Source organism: Methylomonas sp. MK1 (assembly GCF_000365425.1).
Classification (GTDB): Bacteria; Pseudomonadota; Gammaproteobacteria; order Methylococcales; family Methylomonadaceae; genus Methylomonas.
The window spans coordinates 3,022,314-3,041,333 of the sequence record NZ_AQOV01000001.1 but is presented as its reverse complement, the minus strand read 5'-3'; the positions used below and the strand labels follow the sequence as shown (position 1 = coordinate 3,041,333).

Here is a 19,020-nt window from a genome sequence, read left to right as displayed (position 1 = left end):
GCTATTGCTAGGTAAAAAAGGCCGTTTTAATCCAAGGTGGTTTTTAAATTTCACGTTTTTTTGACTTTGCGCATTGATTATTCCTTATTGTCTCCATGGTAATTGACGGTGGCTAATTTAGCTGTTAAATGACGTTTAAGACTAGCTTTTCAAGTAAGCGGCTTGATGCCGATAGCTAGTCTTATCGCGCATGACAATGGTCTTTGGCCGTTTGGTGATGCGCTAAAAACCTGTTCCCGTTAATCAATGGAGAAACGACCATGAAACACCTTTTCAAGCCGATTCGGCGACCTTGCATTAAGACTTACCTGTTTAGTTTGCTGGTGCTACCTCTTTGCGCTGTGCAATCCGCTGAGGCGGCCACGATTTCCGCGAGCGCGGTCATCGACTGGAGTACCTTTAAAATTACAGCCATCGATATCGGGAATGGCCTGCCGACCTTGACCTGGAGTAACCAGAACGACAACAGCCAAGTCAATTATGGTTACTACTATGCCAATGACAGTGCGGCAAATTGGAGCTCCGGGACTACCGCCACTGAAACGGTATCCACATCTAGCTATAGCAAGTCTGCTTCCAGCTCCACATCGATTAGCGAGATAAAATCCAATGCCTTTATAGACGGCGTCTTTCCGTATCAAGGCTTATCGGCTAGTAGCAATAGTCAACGATCCGGCAGTTTTACCGTGCAAGGCAGCGGGCTTTTACTTTTTGAGGCGAATTACAGTTTGACGGAAGACGTGGGTACGTCGAGTAATTCATGGGCAAACTCCGACATTAGCTTCAACTTGAGTTATTACAATGACGGGCATTCCGGGTCAGTTAACCATAATATCAACCGTTATATTTCAAACGGCTCCGCGCCCGTTGCGGAAACCGATGTCCTGTCTGTCGCTTTGGTCTTTAAAGACGGCTGGAGCGGAAACTTTTCCGCGAATACCAGTGTATCTGTTTCCGGATACGACTACGGCAGCGGAGGCGGCGGAAGCGTACCTTTACCAGGCGCTTTCTGGCTATTCGGCAGCGCATTGGCCACAGCGGCCTCACTGCGGTCGGCTAGGACTATCCGCATGATGAAATCATTCGCAAAAGTCGCGGGCTAAACAAGATGGTTGGGGGGTAGCTTCCGTCTACCCCTTTTCTTTCGAATTGCTCTGGCCCAATGATCATTTCGGCGAGCATTTTGCCTTACCGTCGTTTCACATTCCTAATTGCCGGTCGGCATTCTTGATCCGGCTATTTTGGAGGCGTTTATTTTTCAAAAACCGAACGATTCAAGCGGTCGGACTCGGTCAACAGCCACCGCGAAAACTCCTGCATCTCATTGTTGCTGCAGCCAAGCTAAGGCCCCTAAACCAACCGCGCGACCGGTGGCCAAGCAGGCGGTTAGCAGATAACCACCCGTCGGCGCTTCCCAATCCAGCATCTCGCCCGCGACAAATACACCGGGGAAATTTCGCAGCATTAAATGTTGATCCAGCTCCGCAAAGCTGACACCGCCGGCACTGCTGATCGCTTCTGCAATAGGCCGGGTAGCCGTTAGCGTGATGGGCAGTGCTTTCAAGATTTTGGCAAGTCTGGTCGGATCGTCCATTTCGGCGGCAGACAAGGCTTCGCGCAGCAAAGCAGCTTTGGCGCCGCTAATACCCAAACGTTTGCGTAGATGATTGCCCAAGCTGTCCTTGCCGCGCGGCTTGCCCAGACGATCTATGATGTTTGCCAAACTTCGATCCGGCAGTAAATCCAACTGTATCAACGCCGAACCGCTGGCGGCTATTTCCTCGCGCAACGGTGCGGACAGGGCATAGATCAAGCCGCCTTCCAAGCCGTACTCGGCTATTGTCAGTTCGCCTTGCTGGTTGAATGTCTCGCCGTTCTGATTTGTGAATAAGATGCTAACCGGCTTGAGCGGTTGGCCGGCAAAACGCTCGCGAAAATAGTCGCTCCAAGCCGTTTCGAAACCGCAGTTGGCTGGCTTTAGCGGTTCAACGGCGATGCTGCGCTGGGTTAGCAAGGATTGCCAGGCCCCCGTCGAACCCAGTTGCGGCCAACTGCCGCCGCCCAAAGCCAAAATCACCGCATCGGCCTGGGCAATTCGCTCGCCGTCCGGCGTATCGAATCGTAGGTCATTTTCCACCCAACCTAGCCAACGATGGCGCATGCGAAACTGTACGCTGTTGGAACGTAGGCGGTGCAGCCAAGCTCGCAACAACGGCGCGGCTTTCATATCGGTCGGAAACACCCGGCCCGATGTGCCGACAAAGGTTTCGATATCCAAGCCTTGCACCCAGACTCGCAACGCATCCGGTGCAAAATCGTTCAATATCGGCTCAAGCTCCGCGCACCGTGCCCCGTAGCGGGATAAAAACTGCGCGAAAGGCTCGGAGTGCGTGATATTCATCCCGCCCTTGCCAGCCATCAAAAACTTACGCCCGGCCGAGGGCATAGCATCGTAAACGGTAACGCTCAAGCCGGCCTGGCTCAATACTTCGGCGGCCATTAGTCCGGCTGGACCGGCACCGACGATGGCGACAGAATGTTTTGAATGGGTCACAGACCTATCAAGTGAGAATGGATATTGAGGCAGCTATTTAGCCAAAGCTACCGGATAGTTCGGATGCTGCGGATTGACTATCAGTACTTGCTGACGGGGGTCGACGATTAAATCCATTGCTTCCATGGGAATAACACCTAGCAAAGGCTCGTTGCCCAATACCACAGCCTCGGTTACATAGGTTCGATTGGCAAACGCGATTTCGATGGGGGCTATTTTGGGTACTTTGCGCTGATGACCATCGGCCAGGGTCACTACCTGTTGGCTGACTTCAGTAATATCGAAACCCAGCTGTAAGGCGATTTCTTCAGTTACGCACATAAAGGTTGCGCCGGTATCGACCAACGCATTGATCTCAACTTGTTTGCGGTTGAAGAGGTTGGTTAATCTTAACGAGGCGTAAGTCAGGCCCATGATGTTTCTCCTACTAAAACCGATAGGTTTGAGGTTAGTTCGGGGTTAATAGATGCTTGATGAACTTGATGCGCAACTCTAGCTAGTTAGAGTTGTCCTCAATGTAATACGAATTGGGCATACTTTTGAAACTCAAGTCAATAGAGCCAACTTCGTAAAGAAAACAATTTATTAAATTGGCTAAATCCAAATCAAAAAGAACGATATTAAAACCTGCAGCGAACGAGCTTTTATAGACAATACCGTCATAGCCATTCGACTTGAATAGTTCTGCAAGGATTTGCGTTGGAATATAGTCGAGTGCCTGATCGTTTGAATTAACCGGTTTAGAAAACGCATTGTTGATATCTTTCCAAACTGACAATTCTTTATCCAATATAGGCCGAATATTAGTTCCGGAATATGGATCTTTAGACGTTTCATGTTGAATAGAGCAGTCAACCAATCGTAAGGTTTTTGTTGTTTTAAATTGACCGACAGAAATTATTGCTCCCAACCATGGCCTTACTTCCGACATGGCGGTTTTCTCATCAGAGGCTAAATACAGATAAGGTATGCCTCTCGGATTTGCTCGCCCTTCTGAAGCTTTGGAGGGGATGGGCTTCATCCGTCCTTGAGGATATGGGTATGGTAGTTCGTCTATTTTTTCTTCTCTGTCGTCTTTTATAGCTTGCAAATCATGTTCTAACTGCGCGCGCCATAAGCAAGAACCGGCTTCGATTGTGTCAGCCTCCCTTTCTATGACTGTATCCAAAACTGCTTTAAAAAAATCTTCAACTTCTTTGCTATGGATATAGCGGTTTCCATGCTTTGTTGCCTGGCAAAATTTCCAATAGCTATCACGTGACTTAAAGTTCATCGCACCAAAAAATTCCGCAACATATCGTGCCCATGCTCGGTCAGAATCGACTCGGGGTGGAATTGCACACCTTCTATATCCAGGGTTTTATGCCTTACACCCATGATTTCGTCGATGTTACCGGCCTCGTCCTGGGTCCAGGCTGTTATTTCCAGGCAATCCGGCAAGCTGGTTTGTTCGATGACCAGCGAATGATAGCGGGTCGCGGTGAACGGGTTGCCCAGGCCTTTAAACACGCCGGCATCCTTGTGATAAACCGGTGAAGTCTTGCCGTGCATGATTTGCTTGGCGTGGATGATATTCCCGCCAAAGGCGTAGCCTATACTTTGATGCCCTAAACAGACGCCCAGAATCGGATATTTGCCGGCGTAGCGGTGGATGGTGTCCACGGAAATACCAGCTTCTTTGGGTGTGCAGGGGCCGGGGGAAATCACGAGTTTGTCGGGACGCAGCCCTTCGATGTCCTCCACCGTCACTTCGTCGTTACGCACCACCACCACCTCGGCGCCAAGTTCGCCGAAATATTGCACCAGGTTGTAGGTGAACGAATCGTAATTGTCAACCATCACCAATCTGACGCCGCTCATGCTTTGCCTCCGAGGCCGGCTTCGGCCATGCTGACGGCGCGGAACACCGCGCGGCCTTTGTTCATTGTTTCATCCCATTCGTTGCGCGGCACGGAATCGTAAACGATGCCGGCGCCGGCTTGAATGTGTAAGGTTTGATCTTTAATCACCGCCGTGCGGATGGCGATGGCGGTATCCAGATTGCCGGACCAGGAAATGTAGCCGACCGCGCCGGAATAAATACCGCGCTTGACAGGTTCCAGTTCGTCGATGATTTCCATTGCGCGAATTTTCGGTGCGCCGCTGACGGTGCCGGCCGGGAAGGTGGCAGCCAGTACGTCGAAGGCGTTTTTGCCTTCCTGCAATTCGCCGGTGACGTTGGAAACGATGTGCATCACATGCGAATAACGTTCGACAATCATTTTATCGGTCAGTTTGACGCTGCCGATTTGCGCGACCCGGCCGGTGTCGTTGCGGCCCAGGTCGATCAGCATCAAGTGCTCGGCAATCTCTTTTGGATCGGCCAGCAGTTCTTTTTCCAGCTCCAAATCTTGTTCGTTTGTCGCACCGCGCGGTCTTGTACCGGCGATGGGTCTGACGGTGATTTCGTTGTCTTCCAGGCGCACCAGAATTTCCGGCGAGGAACCGACGATATGAAAATCGGCCAGATTCAAATAAAACATATACGGCGACGGATTCAGGCAGCGTAAAGCCCGATACAAATCCAGCGGCGAGGCGCTGAACGGAATCGACATGCGCTGCGACAACACCACCTGCATGCAATCGCCGTCGGTGATGTATTGCTTGGCTTTTAGCACCGCGTCTTCGTAGCCTTGCTGGGTAAAGCCGGATACAAAATCGTGTTCGTGCACGTGTTTGACGGCGGGATGCGCTTGCGGATTGGCTTGCAGTTCGCGCAGTTTCACCACCAGTTCGTCGAGTCTGGCTTTGGCGTTTTCGTAGGCATTGGCTTGCGCCGGATCGGCATGGGTCAGCAACAGCATTTTGCCGGACAGGTTGTCGAATATCAGCAAGTCTTGCGACACCATCAATAGAATATCCGGCGCGCCGATAGGGTCGGGTTTGCCGCTGGGTTGCAGACGCGGTTCGATGTAGCCTATGGTTTCGTAACCGAAATAACCGACCAGGCCGCCGTTGAAACGCGGTAAACCGGGCACGTCCGGCACGTTGTAGTTCTGCCGAAATTCTTCTATCCATTCCAGCGGTTGGGCGTGCTCAAACGTTTGAGTGTCCAGGCCGTCTTTTTCGACCGTGATGCTATGGCCGCTGATTTTGATGCGGGTTTTGCAAGGCAAGCCGATGATCGAATACCGTCCCCACTGTTCTCCGCCATGTACGGATTCGAACAAATAGGAATAAGCGCCGTCGGCCAGCTTTAAATAAGCGCTGAGCGGCGTATCCAGATCGGCCAGCACTTCGCGGCAGATCGGAATGCGGTTGTAGCCTTGTTGGGCGTATGCGGTAAATTCGGCGGGTGTCATTATTATTCTCTTGAAGCAACCGGTTGTGCGACTCGCGATTGTAACGCACAACGCGCCCAGCAGCGACCCGCGCGGCTGAAAACTATGCTTGCCGAATCGGCGCGAGGCCTAGCCGGCCTTGGAATGCTCTCGCCAATCGATTTTATCCAGACCGAAGCGCTCGATTTTCCGGTACAGCGTGGTACGAGTGATGCCCAGGTTTTTCGCCGCCAAGGAAATATTGCCCGCACATTCCCGCAGGCTGGCTTTGATGCCGTGCAATTCCCAGTCTTCCAGGGTCATGGTGCGGCCCGGAGCAGCCGATATTGGGTAAGTTAGCGTGTTGTCCGACGCTTTATTGTCGATCCCCGGCAGCACCTTACCGAGTTCCTCGACAAAATCCAGCGGCAAATCCTGGCGGGTAATCAGCGTGTCGCCGGCGGTGTATAGCGTCGCTCTGATGACGTTGATCAATTGCCTGATATTGCCAGGCCACGGGTGTTGCTCGATCAAGGCAATGACGCTGGGGCAAATACTAATCGCCTGCGGGTTAGGCAGATTCGCCAGTTCGCGCTGCAAGATGTGATGAATGATGCCCAGCTTGTCGTCGCGCTCGCGCAAGGGCGGCAGATGAATTTGCGCGCCGTTCAACCGGTAATACAAATCGCGGCGGAAGCGTCCGGCTTCGACGGCTTCCAGCAAGGGTACGTTGGTAGCCGCGACGATTTGCACATCCACCTTGATCGGTTTGCTGCCGCCGACTGGCGTAAATTCCGAGGTTTCCAGCACTCGCAGCAAAGTCGATTGCAAATCCAGACTCATATCGCCGATTTCGTCCAGAAACAGAATACCTTTGTCGGCTAACAGAAATTTCCCCGGTTTGCCGGCACTCCGAGCGCCGGTGAAACTGCCGGCTTCGTAACCGAACAGTTCGCTTTCGATCAAGTCATGCGGAATCGACGCGCAGTTGATCGCGATCAAAGGCTGATTTTTTCTCGGTCCGGCGTGTTTTAACAGATTGACGAAATGATCCTTGCCCACACCCGATTCGCCGGTAATCAATATGGGGATTTTGTGCTGCTGTAGCTTCTGAGCTTTGTCGACCAAGGCCGTTAATTGTTCGGACATCGCTGCTTCGTGCTGGCTGGGCGGCTTTTTAGCCAGCTTGAACGGAATTTTTTCCAAAACTCGGGCCTGTGCCACCGGGTTTTGCGTTAAAGGCAGATTGGTATTCAGCAGTACGCAGAGCAGATGTAGGAACGCGAACAAGGAGTTCATGCTTTCCTGTCTATCGCTGATCAAGCCGATCACGGCCTGTATGTTGTCGTTCTGGTCCAACAAGGGATAACCGACCGTGGTGAATGGGTGTAGCAGGCTTAAAAAATGTTCCATGCCCTGAAACGCAATCGGTTTTTTTAGCTGGGCGGCGGTGCCGATGCCGTTGTTGCCCAAGACTGTTTCGCTCCAGCGGCTGTGTTTTTCATACAAACTCCGCATAAAGGGACTGGCAAACGGATTTTCGCCTAACACTTGTAGCAAGTGCCCATTGGCGTCCGTAAGCACCAATATCACTCCGGCTTCCTTTAAAAATACGTCGAATTGGTGCCCCAAGCGGCTGAGCATATCCGAAATGCGTTGCGCCTGATTGCAGAAGGTGGGAAGCGGGTCGGTGGCGGTGTTTAGATGATCCCAACGCACATAATTGCCTAACGGCAATTGATAGTCTTCCAGACAGCGGCGCCAGGATTCCGAAACCTCCGGGCGTACCCAGTCCGTATGATCGGGCACGCAACGGCTTTGCGCCATCCAGCGCCAGGCCTGTATCGGTCGGTCAACTTCAAACGCTAGTGAGGTTTTGAACGCGCAGGCTTCTTTGATGATTTTAACGTTGTGGGGCAAGTGCAAGGCAATATCCATTTTTCCTCTTGTATTTTGGTGCGCCAAATTAGTATCGGCACAAAACAAAAATATAAAAAACAGAGGTTTAGCTGCTTTTTACGGCGATGTTGTCCAAAATAACAAAATCAAAAAAAGAGGCAATGCGACATAACGTCACATTGCCTTACTCCATTGCAGAATAATGGATAGCTCTAACTTTCGGATAGAGGAGGTTGAGGTAGGAATAACAATTACATACGGGGATCTTCGCGAGTAGCCGCAGCCCATTCCGGCGAATAGCCGGCCATGATGGACAGGTCCGGCACGTTCATGATTACCGCCTCGCTGCTGATCAAGGTAGCCACCACGCTCACTGCATTTCGTAAGGCCATGCGTACCACTTTCACGGGATCGATAATCCCAATCTCCAGAAAATGTCCGTAGTTCAAAAGCTGCATATCCACGGCAAATGCCGGGTCAGTCTGACTGGCTAAGCGCGTCAGGATGTCTTCACTATTAAGGCAACAATTGCTCAACAATTGGCGCAGGGGCGCGCCAAGCGCCTGCTTGACGATGGCGATGCCTTGCTGCTGCTCGGCGTTTTCGGCAATCACTTCATCCAACACCGCCATGCAACGCCACAAGCCCACACCGCCGCCGGGCAAAACCCCTTCTTGCAGCGCTGCCTTGGCGGACAAATAAGCATTTTCGATCCGCACTAGACGCTCTTTGATCTCCACGTCGGTGATGCCGCCGACACTGAAGGTGCCGGTCTTGGCCGATAACACCGAGATGCGCTCTTCCAACTCTTCGGCTTCATGTAAATTGCCGGTGGCTGAGCCTTCGCCGGGTTTGCGGGCACGAACCAGCGCCAACTCGCGCCGTAACGCCGTTATTCGCGCATCTACCGCCTCGCGCGAACCCACGGCGCCGACTATAGTCGTGCTGCCTTCCACTATCACCGCGCGTTGCGCCTGACCCAGTTGCGCAAGCGTGACATCCTCCAGGCGATTGGCATGCGCCTCCAGAATAGCCGTGCCGCCCGTCAACAAGGCCAAATCGCTCAGGCGATTGATACGCTTGTCGCCAAAGCCAGGCGGCTTGACCGCCACCACTTTGAAGATGCCGCGCACATGATTCAGCAATAAGCCGGTTAAAGCCTTTTCAGCCAGGGCCTCGGCGATCACCAATAATGGCCGGCCTGCCGCGGCAACTTCCTCCAAAATAGGCACCAGATCCATAAAGTCGCTGATTTCCCGGTCATACAACAGGATGTAGGGCCGCTCCAAAACCGCTTCGGCGCGGGTTTTATCGGTGATGAAATAGGGCGATAAAAACCCCTGCTCGTAATGGATACCTTCCACAATCTCCAGCTGATCTTCCCGGCCATTGCCGAGTTGAAAGGTCAAGGTGCCCGCTTCGCCGAGCTCGGCCAAGGCCTGTTTCAACAACTTGCCGACACCAGCCTCACCTTTGCTCGCGACCAAAGCAATCTTTTCGACCCAGTCATCCGCGCTGTCAGTGACAGCGGTTTTTTGCAAATGCTGCTCCACCAAGATCAGGGCCAACTCCATGCCCTTTTGCAATTGCATCGGATGAAAGCCGGCCGCGACGCTTTTCAGCGCTTCCACCGCCAGGCTTTGCGCCAGGACAATAGCCGTGGTAGTGCCGTCGCCTACTTCGCGAGACACCGCGCCGGCGACATCCCGCAACATGCGCGCGCCCAAATCGGCAATCCGATCTTCCATGACGATGGCATTGGCAACCGTGACGCCATCTCGGGTAAAGATGGGCATGATGCCGTCGGTCCGGTGTTGAATCATCACTGCAGGGCCGGCGCTACCCAGCGTAACGCTAGCTGCTCGCGCCACCGCATTGATACCTTGCAGCAAACGCTGCCGAGCTTCCGGGTTGTAAATAACGTGTTTACTCATTTTTTGGCTGTCTCAATCGGTTATAGATGTGAATTTAATTTCATCAAGGTTTGCCCGACCTGGGCACGGGTTTGAACGGCACGTTTCGAATTTACCCAAGTGCGGATAAGAATTTTGTCCCAGTAGTCCAAGCTGCGTTTAAAGTCCGCTTCTTCTTCAGCAGTAAATTCCTGATTCCAGAATTCCTTTAATTCCTGAACCCTGGCATGTCCTAACTTTTCCAGAATTTCCTGTTCTTCTCTCACCAGTTTTCTGATCGTCTCATCCAGTTGAATAGCCATGCCTGACAGAAACTCTACATCATCGGCCTTCATAATTAGCCTCAGCATCGTTGCGCTTTTTTCGGCACGGAAAAAAGCGGTTTTAAATTGGCAAATAGGCGTGTAATGCTTCGATAAGACCGCACGGCAGCCTATTTACCGGTGGCATTATGGCGACCCGCTGGGCAGGAATTTTTCAAGGTAGATACGTTCCTTGGGGATACCCATTTCGGCGCACACCGCAAAGGTGGCGTCGACCATGCCCGGCGGCCCGCATAGGTATAAATCAGGCTTGGCACCGGTATCACTTAGATCACGGCGCAGGATGTCCACCACGCTGCCTTTTTCACAATGCCAGTCGTCCGAACATTTCCAGACACAGTTTCTCAGTTCCAGCGTCGGCATTTGCGCCGCCAACTGATTCAACTCATCCAAATGGAAAATTTCGGCTTCGGTATTAACGCCAAAATAGATGACGCACTTTTGCGGCTCTTCCCATTCTTGCATCCTGCGTACCATCGACAATATCGGTGCCAGTCCGGTACCGCCGGCTACAAAATAGCGCGGGGTAAAGCCGTTTTCTTTCAAACCGAAAATACCCGAGGGGCCTTTGACATTTAATCTCTGACCCAGCTTGGCGTCGTTTTTTAAGTACTCTGAAAATTTGCCGCCATCCACGATGCGAATCAAAAATTCCAGATCGCCGGTTTTATTGGCGGTGTTGGCGGGGGAATAGGAACGAGTGACGGTCGTGTCGGGAATTTCCAGATCAAAGAACTGCCCGGAATCGAATTTAATGGTTTTATCGTCGCCGGTGCGGCGCAGCAGAAGCTTCATCACGTTGATGGAGATTTGCGACAACTCAACCACTTCAGCTACAAACGTCAAGCCTTCCGGAGAGAATGAAATTCTGTCATAGGTATAAGGCACTTCAACTTCTAAATCGCTTGAGGGGTAGCAGCGGCATAACAATACTTCGCCGGCCTCTTCCTCTTCATACGGCAAGGCCTGCGAACTGCATTTACCCAAGACATAATCGCCTTCCGCGCAAAATCCTTTGCAGGTCGCGCAACCGCCCTCGCGGCACGACGACATCAGGTAAATATCCTGCCGTACCGCCGCAGTGATGACATCCTCGTCTTCGTAACATTCGAAGCTTACGGATTCTCCGTCTTGAGTAATGATTTTAATTTGATGGGCGCTCATGTCATTCTCCAAGGCATTGGCTTTTGGCCGACACGCTGAAAAACGCCAATACGTGGTCAACCGCGCGTCTCGATGCGTCCAGGGTTAGCGAACACCCTTCCTGCACCAGTTTTTGGTCGCGATAGATGGTCCAACGCCACATAAACTCTAGATCTTCGCAGAATGCAGCGTAGGGCTCGATGTCGTATAGCTTGGTGAGATTGTCGGCTTCACTCGGAAAAGCGGGCGTAACCGCCGACTTAAAATTTGAGAAAAAATCCATGATACTGATTCTATGAAATGGTTCGTTGAGATCGAAGCGCACACAAACGCAGCCTTGCTCACTGCTACGTAAGCTAGCAGTAGGTTTTGTCCGCTATCGGTTTATTGGCTGTAAAGGATTCGCCGCGCGTACAAGCGTGGCGATCCTGCCGGGCGCTTACTGTAAGGTAACCACTTTCACGCCTCGTTTCTTACGCAATTCCTCTAACGGCAAGGCGTAGTAGTCGGTGTTGCGCAGTTCCATCAACTTCGTACCCAGTTGCCTATCAGTGTCTAAAAACACATTGACCGGCATCACAGGCGGCTTGCAGGCCAGTCTGAAGTTGATATGAATGCGCTCCGCTTCGTACATGTCCTCACAGGCGTCCATTTTGCCGATCACTTCGTTGGCGACTTGCTGGGCATTCGCGCCGCAGGTGCAGTTGTTGAGCAGTTGAGTGTCATTGAATTCCTTGTGCTTCAATAGCGCCAGCTTCTCTTCAATTTTCAGCTCGATCCACAGCCCATCCAATTCCAACGACCAGTCGGTTTTGAACGGACTCATATGCTTGGCACGGAAGTCGGTAATGAAAGCGTGCGCTTTTGCCAGGGTATCCAATGTGGCGATCTTTGCCATCCAGGCGTTACGGGTCGGATTGTCATGAATATTTGCCATGGTTATCTCCTATGCCGCTGCCAAGTCTTTCAGTTTAACGTCAAGACCCATCAATTCGGAGGTGATGGTAAAGGTTTCGCCCAGCGTGTAGGCGCGGCCGATAGTGGAGGAAACATCCACCAACAGGTCGTAAACGCTGTAATGTTTGCCGAGCAACTCTGAGACTTCGATGCAGTCGATCTCGATTTTACCGGTCGCTTTCAGCCACCAAAAACCGGCGCGATCTTCTACTACCAGTGTCGGGTTGTCCGCCTTGTGCGAACCTTGCAGAATTTCTTCCACCACGGTGTTGAGTTCATCGGATTTCTTCAAGACCAGCACCACTTCGTGGCTTTCATGCACGACCTGATTATCTTCGGCAAAGTACTCGTCGGCAAAGGCTTTGCCGGTTTTTTGCATAATGCCTGCGTTGTAAGCATTTGAACTTTTAGACATGAGTTTTCCTTATTTAAGTCCGCTTAATACGGTTTTGACGAGGGCGGCGGTATCCACTTTGTAGTTGATCGGATCGGCGAAATCGCGTTTCCAATCGGCAAATACCCTAACCAGCGCCGCTTCAATGGCAGCTTTGTCGCTGACACCTTTGATTTCTGGAATGGTGGCGTAAATAGCCATGAAATCTTTCAGTGCGTTGACGGTTCTGGGTAGCCACTTATTGGCCCAAGCCCGCATCAAACGGTTGTTGTAATCGCCGAATTCCACATCGGCCCCCAGACAGGTATGGAACATGTCGGTGGTAATGCCTTTGGTTTGCGAGAAATACAACTGCATTTGATTGATAAAGAACGGGGTCAAATTGTCGCCGTAATAAGACGACAAACGCATAAAGAACTCTCTGCGTACAAATTGACCGAAGATCGGATCGCAAATCATATGACCCGAGAACAAGATTTCATTCCAGTCATAAGTCGCTTGCCAAATATCCTGGACCAGTTCCCTCGCGCCTTTGAAAATCGCCCCTTTAGTCCATTCCTGTTTGGGTATATCAGTAGACTCAGGGAAGCCCGGCACCAATTTAGACAAAAAGGTTCTTTCCGCCTGAATCATTTGCGCGTTGTCGACCTTGTCCAAGCCAATCATGGCGCTACTCATCCGTAAGGTGTCACCCAGGCAATCGCGCACCACGGAGGAATGCGAATTGAACAAGCCATACTCGTAAAAACCGAATGCGCCCAGATAGTCGCCCAATACTTCGTCGCGCCAGACCGGATCGATCGAACGCACATGGCCGTCGGCGGAATAGGCTTTCAGGAAGCGGTCGGTATAACGCCACTCTTCGGCTTTATCCTTGACATACAGCGCATGCCAACGGAAGGCTGGGTCGCGGTGCGCCAGCCAATCCGAGCTGCGCATTTCGGTGGATTCGTTACTCCAGGATGGACGGCCGCCATGGAATTTTTGGGTCCAGTCACCCCAATCCAAGCCGCCGGGAATCCAGTCCGGGGTCGGCTGGCTATAGCAACACAACACTTCGTATTCATTGATCCGCTTACCGCGCGGCTTCATGAAATAATTCATTTTCCGTTGTGTTTCCAACGGTTTATCCGGCACGGCGGCCATGATTACTGCGGCAATTTCCGGGTCGGTCAGGCCACGTCTGCCGCCATTCACTTCTATAGTCATAAGCAAAGTTCCTTAAAGAGTTGAAACGATTACAGGGCTTTCAATGGATCGGAAAACACGCAGTTAATCCGTTTGATGTCGTCCAGTGTCCACAGCTTGCCGTCTTTATTGGTGTGTGGCTGGCTGATCAGGGTTTTGCCGTCGCTGCGCACGCCAAAGCCTTCGGCAATCACATCCGACAATTCACGACCTTCGTATTGTTCGAAGATGTTTTGGCACTCATAACGCTCGGGCTCCGACAGCCACATTCTTTCGCCCCATTGGTCGCTGAAGGAATGTTTTTTGCCGTTGTATTCCAGAACCCGCAAAGTGCTTTCGCCTTTGCAATAACTTGGGCAGAACGGAACTTGCGAGACCCGGTCGATATAGATCGGATGGTTGTTTTCGATGAACCATTGAATGGGCAGGAAGCCACTGCTTGGATCTTCGCAACCGCGCGCGCGCCATTCGTCGTAGACTTTGCCGTACATGTCGTACCATCCCGGGTAGTTGGCTTCGTACCACTCAGCCTCTTCCTGGGTTGGCAGGCTCAAACGGAAGAAACCGGTGGGCCACAAGGCATAGGCAATCAGGAACAAGTCGTGGTGCGCCCAGTAAGCGTCTTTTTTGGCGTCGCGCAAACTGCGTGGCGATTCGACGCCGTATTTGCCTAGGCGGCCGATCCAGATGCCGCCCCAATCTTCATACACCCAACGGTTCCAGGTTTTCACCCAAGGCTCGACTTTGAAATGGCTGCCGTACTCGAACATCATGCCCAACACTGGTGTGAAGTATTTTTGTTGGGTCCAGAAGGCGTTGTTCAAATCGGTATTCAGGTATTTCGAAGCCGCTTCGTCGTTGGCGATGGATACCACGGTTTGATAACCGTTGGCCATGTGCCGCAGTTCGTCGGTTTCGATGGACAAGAATACAGTCGGAGTCATCTCGTCGCCGTTGGCGGACGCCCATTCGGTCACGGCCACGATCAACGGATTGGTAAAGCAGGCTTCACCGACCAATTGCAGGTTGATGGAGCATTCCACCGCATCGCCGGAAATGAAGCCGTCGGAGAACACCCGTTTCATGCCTTTCCACAGCGGGCCAATGGCGCGCGTGCGACGGGCATCGTTATGGCCGGCGGCGTCTTGGCCTTGTTTGGCAAAGTAATAGTTGATGTAGGCACATTGGTTAGTGTGACGAATCTCGTCCAGCACTTGGCCCAAGTAACCGTTTTTTTGCTCGGGCGCGGTCGCGGAATCCCACAACATGCCGGTCGCGGCAATCGCGTTGTATTCGCCCACTTCCAGGAAGTTGGAGATGACCTTCATCGATTCATTCCATTTCGGATGCACGCGATTGGCGGCATCCACCCGTGTCAACACGTCTTGCAAACTGCCGAATTGACGTTCGTCCTTGACCGATTCCATGCGCGCATATTCTTTAGCGATCAGCTTGAATTGCTCCTTGGTATCGTTGGCCATTTTGTATTTGGTCGAATATTTGGTTCGATTTTTATCAAAATCCCAAGTAAAGCTCTGCATCCATCTGTGAACCTCCTGTGCGCCCACGCTGACAGGCGCCGGATTGGCGGCCAACGCGTCGGTAGCGGCTTTTGTAGCGGTACTTATAGCCATATTGAATCCTCGTTGTGGTGTTATAAGAATGGCGAGGCTGTCGTCATTCAGCTAAGCGGTGACTTTCCGTTGCCTTAAAGCGCTGATTGGCCTGGACTGACGCCAGCCTCGGAGGTCAAAGAGCAACACGTGTGCCAGTATTTAGAATTTTGATTTAGTCTTTACTAACAATGTCTTAGAGAAAGGTATCCGTGGCTTTGAGGCAGCGCTTTTTAAGAATGAACGTCCAATAACTGGACACTGCTTAGAAATAAGACGTCTAGTTCGGCGGTTTTGCCGGTCGATACCGGCACTGCGATACAATGCGGATTTTGGTTGGATGAAGAGTTGATTCGGTATGAAACTACTGAGCTATAAATACGTTGGTCAGGTACAAGTTGGCGCGCTGGTTGCCGAGCAAATCGTGCCCGCTGGTGCGGATTTGCCCAACAATATGCTCGATTTTCTGGCGGCCGGAGAGCCGGCAAAACAAGCGCTGCAAAAGCTGATCGATGCCGGCGGCAAGCGCATACCCTTGAGCGCTGTGCAACTGCTGGCGCCGATTCCGCGTCCCGGCAAGTTGCTGGGCGTGGGTTTGAATTACGCCGATCACATCGGTGAAACGGGTTTGGAAAAGCCGGAATATCCGACTTTTTTCACCAAGCAAAGTACTTGTGTCATCGCCAACGGGGATGCGATACATGTGCCGCCCGTATCCGATAAAGTGGATTACGAAGGCGAATTGGCTTTTGTGATTGGGAAGCGCTGCAAACACGTACCGGTAGAGCAGGCACATGAAGTGATAGCCGGCTACACCATTTGCAACGATGTGACGGTGCGCGACTGGCAGCAGCGCACGCCGACCTGGACGCTGGGCAAGTCTTTTGATACCCATGGTCCGCTGGGGCCTTGGCTGGTCACCGCCGACGAAATCGCCGATCCGCACAATCTGAGCTTAAAGACCTGGGTGGACGACGAGTTGCGGCAAAACGGCAATACCAGCGAGATGATTTTCAACTGTTACGAGTTAATTGCGTATCTGACGCAAGTGATGACGCTGGAACCGGGCGATGTGATCAGCACCGGTACACCGGCCGGTGTGGGGGTAAAAATGAAGCCGCGCGGTTATCTGAAACCGGGGCAGACGGTTAGGATTGAAATTGAAGGTATTGGCTCATTGAGCAATCCGGTGCTTGCCGAGCCTGAACATTTTCTGGTCGGCGCCTCAGGTTAAGCATCGATTAAGTCTGACTCGGATATGCTAAGCCCAACTTTAGATTAGAGGGCCAACCAGCCAAGAGGCAGTCATGAAAACCATACAAGTCGCCATTCTCACCATCGCCGCATTAACCCTCTCGGGTTGCGCGACCGGCTATTATCAGCGTGGCTATGTGGGTTACGGTGGCGGCTATTCATCGCCCAGCTATTCGCAAAATTATGGTCGCGGCTATGCCAGCCCGAGCACCAGCATCACGTATGGCCGTTACTATGTGCAGCCCAGTTATCGCTCGGAGCATCATCACGACGATCACCATGACTGGCATCAACCTGCGCCGCATTTCGATCATCGTGTTGGCGGTTGGCAAGGACGAGACTTTGGGCGTCGGGACTTTGGTCGTGAACGGCATGCCGAACAAATGCCACATCACGAACAATCTATGCAGGATCGGCAAGCACGTGGTTTCGGTCGTAGGGATGACGGCGACCGTCAACCACGCGGTGGTTGGGGCGGCCGTTTTGGCAGACGCGGCGACTAACCGCGCCGAGGAGGCCAGTAAATTTCTACAATTCGATGCGTATTCCCAGCTCAATTACACGCTCAACCGGGATTTTGAAATATTCGATCGCGCTGGTGGAGTTATGCGTCAAAAAGCTGAACAAGGAGCGGCGCCATTTTGGCATCGGGCTTTTCCGACGGAATGAAAGCCGCTCGCTACCGATAAAAAACGATACGGTTTTTTGATCGATATCCAAGCCTTCATGGCGGCAAAGTTGCAGGGCGCGGCGCACATCCTGCTCCTCCTGAAAGCCGAAATACAATTTCACCCGGTAAAAGCCGCCGCTATCGCCGAACATGCGGATTTTCACCCTATGCGCTTCATCCACATAAGGTTCTTCGCGAGTCACGATGGTCAATACGATGAGTTTTTCATGCATCACATGGTTGTGCTCCAGGTTATGCAGCAAAACCTGCGGCACGCCATGGACGCTGCGGGCCATATAGATTGCGGTGCCGGGTACGGTAACCAGGGGCCGGTCTTTCAAGCGTTCGTCTAACTCCTCGAACAATACCCGTTTTTCGTCCAGGTATCTGGCTAACAATTCCTTGCCTTTGATCCAGGTGGTCATAATCAAGAAAAACACCGTACCTACCACCAGCGGCAACCAGCCGCCGTGCGGAATTTTCAGGCTGTTGGAAGACAGGAACAGCAGATCGATAATCAAAAATATCGACAGAAAAGTAATGCTGGTGGGCTTGTTCCATTGCCACAGCGCCTGGATCACGATAAACGCCAGGATGGTATCGACAATCATCGTGCCCGTTACTGCAATGCCGTAAGCCGACGCCAAAGCGGACGAAGATCTGAAGCTCAAAACTAACACAAACACCGAGACCATCAGCAACCAATTGACGGCAGGCAAATAGACTTGGCCCATTTCGTCGCCGGACGTATGGCGGACATTCATTCTTGGGCAGTAACCAAGCTGGATAGCTTGTCGAGTTACCGAAAAAGCCCCGGAAATCACGGCTTGCGAGGCAATTACCGTGGCCAAGGTCGAGAGAATAAGCATCGGATATAGCGCCCAATTTGGCGCCATCAAGTAAAACGGGTTTTCGATGGCGTGCGGGTTGCCGATCAGCAATGCGCCTTGACCGAAGTAATTCAGCAGCAAGGCCGGAAATACGAAACCAAACCAAGCCCGCCGGATGGGTTTCAAGCCGAAATGGCCCATATCTGCATACAGCGCCTCTGCGCCGGTTATCGCCAGTACCACCGCTCCCATGATCAAAAAACCCTTCCAGCCCAGTTCGAACAACAAACTGACCGCATAATAGGGATTGACGGCCATCAACACATCGGGATGTTGGACGATATTCACGGCGCCCAGAATGCCGAGCGTGGCAAACCAGAAACACATGATGGGCGCGAACATTCTGCCGACCTTACCCGTGCCTTTGGTCTGGATAAAGAACAGCACGCTGAGCACAACGATGGTAATCGGCAAAACGTAGTGTTCCAGGCGCGGCGCCACGATTTGCAAGCCTTCCACGGCGCTGAGTACCGAAATAGCCGGGGTAATCATGCTGTCGCCGTAAAACAGCGAAGCACCAAGCAGGCCGATGGTGACGATAAATGCCTTACGTTTTGGATTGTCCTTGGAACCGTGCAGCGCCAAGGCCATCAAGGCCATGATGCCGCCTTCACCCTTGTTGTCGGCGCGCATGATAAAAATCGCGTATTTGGTGGTGACCACCAAGGTGATGGCCCAAAAGATCAAGGACAACACCCCGAGCACATGGGTGGCGTCGGTCGGCAAGCCACCGTGAAAAACTTCTTTTACCGCATACAATGGGCTGGTGCCGATGTCCCCAAACACCACGCCTATCGCACTTAAAGCCAGTGTGTTGACTTGTCCCTGGGTATGATCGGATTGTTTTGCGGACATATGGAATGAATCGGAGATACAAGACGGGAACGGAAATTATGCCACAGATTGTAATTTAGCCCGAAATC

General features: G+C 52.2%; 18 protein-coding genes. 3 read left to right on the top strand and 15 right to left on the bottom strand.

Annotation, left to right across the window (positions count from 1 at the left end; translation table 11 throughout):
* Positions 1–260 precede the first annotated feature (260 nt).
* Complete coding sequence (locus tag G006_RS0114445) at positions 261–1,103, top strand: hypothetical protein (protein ID WP_020483915.1); 843 nt, start codon at positions 261–263, stop codon at positions 1,101–1,103.
* A 218-nt stretch (positions 1,104–1,321) separates the two neighbouring features.
* On the opposite strand, the gene G006_RS0114440 is transcribed toward G006_RS0114445, so the two are convergent.
* From G006_RS0114440 to mmoX, 14 genes are all read right to left on the bottom strand, one after another.
* Positions 1,322–2,554 carry a TIGR03862 family flavoprotein gene (locus tag G006_RS0114440; protein WP_268743568.1) on the bottom strand — a complete coding sequence of 411 codons (1,233 nt, stop codon included), beginning with the start codon at positions 2,552–2,554 and terminating at the stop codon, positions 1,322–1,324.
* 33 nt (positions 2,555–2,587) lie between these two features.
* Positions 2,588–2,968 carry a clan AA aspartic protease gene (locus G006_RS0114435; RefSeq protein WP_020483913.1) on the bottom strand — a complete coding sequence of 127 codons (381 nt, stop codon included), beginning with the start codon at positions 2,966–2,968 and terminating at the stop codon, positions 2,588–2,590.
* A gap of 82 nt (positions 2,969–3,050) precedes the next feature.
* On the bottom strand, positions 3,051–3,827 hold the full coding sequence (locus tag G006_RS25605; protein WP_020483912.1) for an RES family NAD+ phosphorylase: 777 nt from the start codon (positions 3,825–3,827) through the stop codon (positions 3,051–3,053).
* Positions 3,824–4,414 carry an anthranilate synthase component II gene (locus G006_RS0114425; protein WP_020483911.1) on the bottom strand — a complete coding sequence of 197 codons (591 nt, stop codon included), beginning with the start codon at positions 4,412–4,414 and terminating at the stop codon, positions 3,824–3,826. The genes G006_RS25605 and G006_RS0114425 overlap by 4 nt, the downstream gene beginning before the upstream one ends.
* The gene (trpE, locus tag G006_RS0114420) at positions 4,411–5,895 is read right to left on the bottom strand and encodes an anthranilate synthase component I (protein WP_020483910.1); all 1,485 of its coding nucleotides are present in this window, start codon (positions 5,893–5,895) and stop codon (positions 4,411–4,413) included. Before trpE ends, G006_RS0114425 begins: the two co-directional genes overlap by 4 nt.
* A gap of 108 nt (positions 5,896–6,003) precedes the next feature.
* Positions 6,004–7,791, bottom strand: coding sequence for a sigma-54-dependent Fis family transcriptional regulator (locus G006_RS0114415; RefSeq protein WP_020483909.1), 1,788 nt, complete (start codon positions 7,789–7,791; stop codon positions 6,004–6,006).
* Between the two features lie 212 nt (positions 7,792–8,003).
* Positions 8,004–9,686 carry a chaperonin GroEL gene (groEL, locus tag G006_RS0114410; protein WP_020483908.1) on the bottom strand — a complete coding sequence of 561 codons (1,683 nt, stop codon included), beginning with the start codon at positions 9,684–9,686 and terminating at the stop codon, positions 8,004–8,006.
* A gap of 20 nt (positions 9,687–9,706) precedes the next feature.
* The gene (locus G006_RS0114405) at positions 9,707–10,000 is read right to left on the bottom strand and encodes a hypothetical protein (RefSeq protein ID WP_152428869.1); all 294 of its coding nucleotides are present in this window, start codon (positions 9,998–10,000) and stop codon (positions 9,707–9,709) included.
* A gap of 114 nt (positions 10,001–10,114) precedes the next feature.
* Positions 10,115–11,152 (bottom strand): aromatic/alkene monooxygenase hydroxylase FAD-binding subunit MmoC, encoded by a 1,038-nt coding sequence (gene mmoC / locus G006_RS0114400; protein WP_020483906.1) that lies wholly within the window; start codon positions 11,150–11,152, stop codon positions 10,115–10,117.
* A 1-nt stretch (position 11,153) separates the two neighbouring features.
* Positions 11,154–11,414: a soluble methane monooxygenase-binding protein MmoD gene (gene mmoD, locus G006_RS0114395; protein WP_051067718.1), complete on the bottom strand. Its 261-nt coding sequence runs from the start codon at positions 11,412–11,414 to the stop codon at positions 11,154–11,156.
* 156 nt (positions 11,415–11,570) lie between these two features.
* Entirely contained in the window at positions 11,571–12,068 is a 498-nt protein-coding gene (mmoZ, locus tag G006_RS0114390; protein WP_020483904.1) for an aromatic/alkene monooxygenase hydroxylase subunit gamma, read from the bottom strand.
* Between the two features lie 9 nt (positions 12,069–12,077).
* Positions 12,078–12,503 (bottom strand): methane monooxygenase regulator MmoB, encoded by a 426-nt coding sequence (gene mmoB, locus G006_RS0114385; RefSeq protein WP_020483903.1) that lies wholly within the window; start codon positions 12,501–12,503, stop codon positions 12,078–12,080.
* Between the two features lie 9 nt (positions 12,504–12,512).
* Positions 12,513–13,691: an aromatic/alkene monooxygenase hydroxylase subunit beta gene (mmoY, locus tag G006_RS0114380; RefSeq protein WP_020483902.1), complete on the bottom strand. Its 1,179-nt coding sequence runs from the start codon at positions 13,689–13,691 to the stop codon at positions 12,513–12,515.
* 29 nt (positions 13,692–13,720) lie between these two features.
* Positions 13,721–15,304: an aromatic/alkene monooxygenase hydroxylase subunit alpha gene (gene mmoX / locus G006_RS0114375; protein ID WP_020483901.1), complete on the bottom strand. Its 1,584-nt coding sequence runs from the start codon at positions 15,302–15,304 to the stop codon at positions 13,721–13,723.
* Between the two features lie 337 nt (positions 15,305–15,641).
* Between mmoX and G006_RS0114370 the strand changes: the two genes are divergently transcribed.
* Complete coding sequence (locus tag G006_RS0114370) at positions 15,642–16,517, top strand: fumarylacetoacetate hydrolase family protein (RefSeq protein ID WP_020483900.1); 876 nt, start codon at positions 15,642–15,644, stop codon at positions 16,515–16,517.
* A gap of 73 nt (positions 16,518–16,590) precedes the next feature.
* Positions 16,591–17,040 carry a hypothetical protein gene (locus tag G006_RS0114365; protein ID WP_020483899.1) on the top strand — a complete coding sequence of 150 codons (450 nt, stop codon included), beginning with the start codon at positions 16,591–16,593 and terminating at the stop codon, positions 17,038–17,040.
* 25 nt (positions 17,041–17,065) lie between these two features.
* On the opposite strand, the gene G006_RS0114360 is transcribed toward G006_RS0114365, so the two are convergent.
* Positions 17,066–18,952, bottom strand: a complete 1,887-nt coding sequence (locus tag G006_RS0114360; RefSeq protein ID WP_020483898.1) for a potassium transporter Kup — start codon at positions 18,950–18,952, stop codon at positions 17,066–17,068.
* Between the last annotated feature and the right edge of the window lie 68 nt (positions 18,953–19,020).

Bases quoted from the DNA above. Each gene is read 5' to 3' on its own strand.
- G006_RS0114445 (WP_020483915.1), top strand. From the start codon at position 261: ATGAAACACCTTTTCAAGCCGATTCGGCGACCTTGCATTAAGACTTAC.
- G006_RS0114435 (WP_020483913.1), bottom strand. From the start codon at position 2,968: ATGGGCCTGACTTACGCCTCGTTAAGATTAACCAACCTCTTCAACCGC.
- G006_RS25605 (WP_020483912.1), bottom strand. From the start codon at position 3,827: ATGAACTTTAAGTCACGTGATAGCTATTGGAAATTTTGCCAGGCAACA.
- G006_RS0114425 (WP_020483911.1), bottom strand. From the start codon at position 4,414: ATGAGCGGCGTCAGATTGGTGATGGTTGACAATTACGATTCGTTCACC.
- trpE (WP_020483910.1), bottom strand. From the start codon at position 5,895: ATGACACCCGCCGAATTTACCGCATACGCCCAACAAGGCTACAACCGC.
- G006_RS0114415 (WP_020483909.1), bottom strand. From the start codon at position 7,791: ATGGATATTGCCTTGCACTTGCCCCACAACGTTAAAATCATCAAAGAA.
- groEL (WP_020483908.1), bottom strand. From the start codon at position 9,686: ATGAGTAAACACGTTATTTACAACCCGGAAGCTCGGCAGCGTTTGCTG.
- G006_RS0114405 (WP_152428869.1), bottom strand. From the start codon at position 10,000: ATGAAGGCCGATGATGTAGAGTTTCTGTCAGGCATGGCTATTCAACTG.
- mmoC (WP_020483906.1), bottom strand. From the start codon at position 11,152: ATGAGCGCCCATCAAATTAAAATCATTACTCAAGACGGAGAATCCGTA.
- mmoD (WP_051067718.1), bottom strand. From the start codon at position 11,414: ATGGATTTTTTCTCAAATTTTAAGTCGGCGGTTACGCCCGCTTTTCCG.
- mmoZ (WP_020483904.1), bottom strand. From the start codon at position 12,068: ATGGCAAATATTCATGACAATCCGACCCGTAACGCCTGGATGGCAAAG.
- mmoB (WP_020483903.1), bottom strand. From the start codon at position 12,503: ATGTCTAAAAGTTCAAATGCTTACAACGCAGGCATTATGCAAAAAACC.
- mmoY (WP_020483902.1), bottom strand. From the start codon at position 13,691: ATGACTATAGAAGTGAATGGCGGCAGACGTGGCCTGACCGACCCGGAA.
- mmoX (WP_020483901.1), bottom strand. From the start codon at position 15,304: ATGGCTATAAGTACCGCTACAAAAGCCGCTACCGACGCGTTGGCCGCC.
- G006_RS0114370 (WP_020483900.1), top strand. From the start codon at position 15,642: ATGAAACTACTGAGCTATAAATACGTTGGTCAGGTACAAGTTGGCGCG.
- G006_RS0114365 (WP_020483899.1), top strand. From the start codon at position 16,591: ATGAAAACCATACAAGTCGCCATTCTCACCATCGCCGCATTAACCCTC.
- G006_RS0114360 (WP_020483898.1), bottom strand. From the start codon at position 18,952: ATGTCCGCAAAACAATCCGATCATACCCAGGGACAAGTCAACACACTG.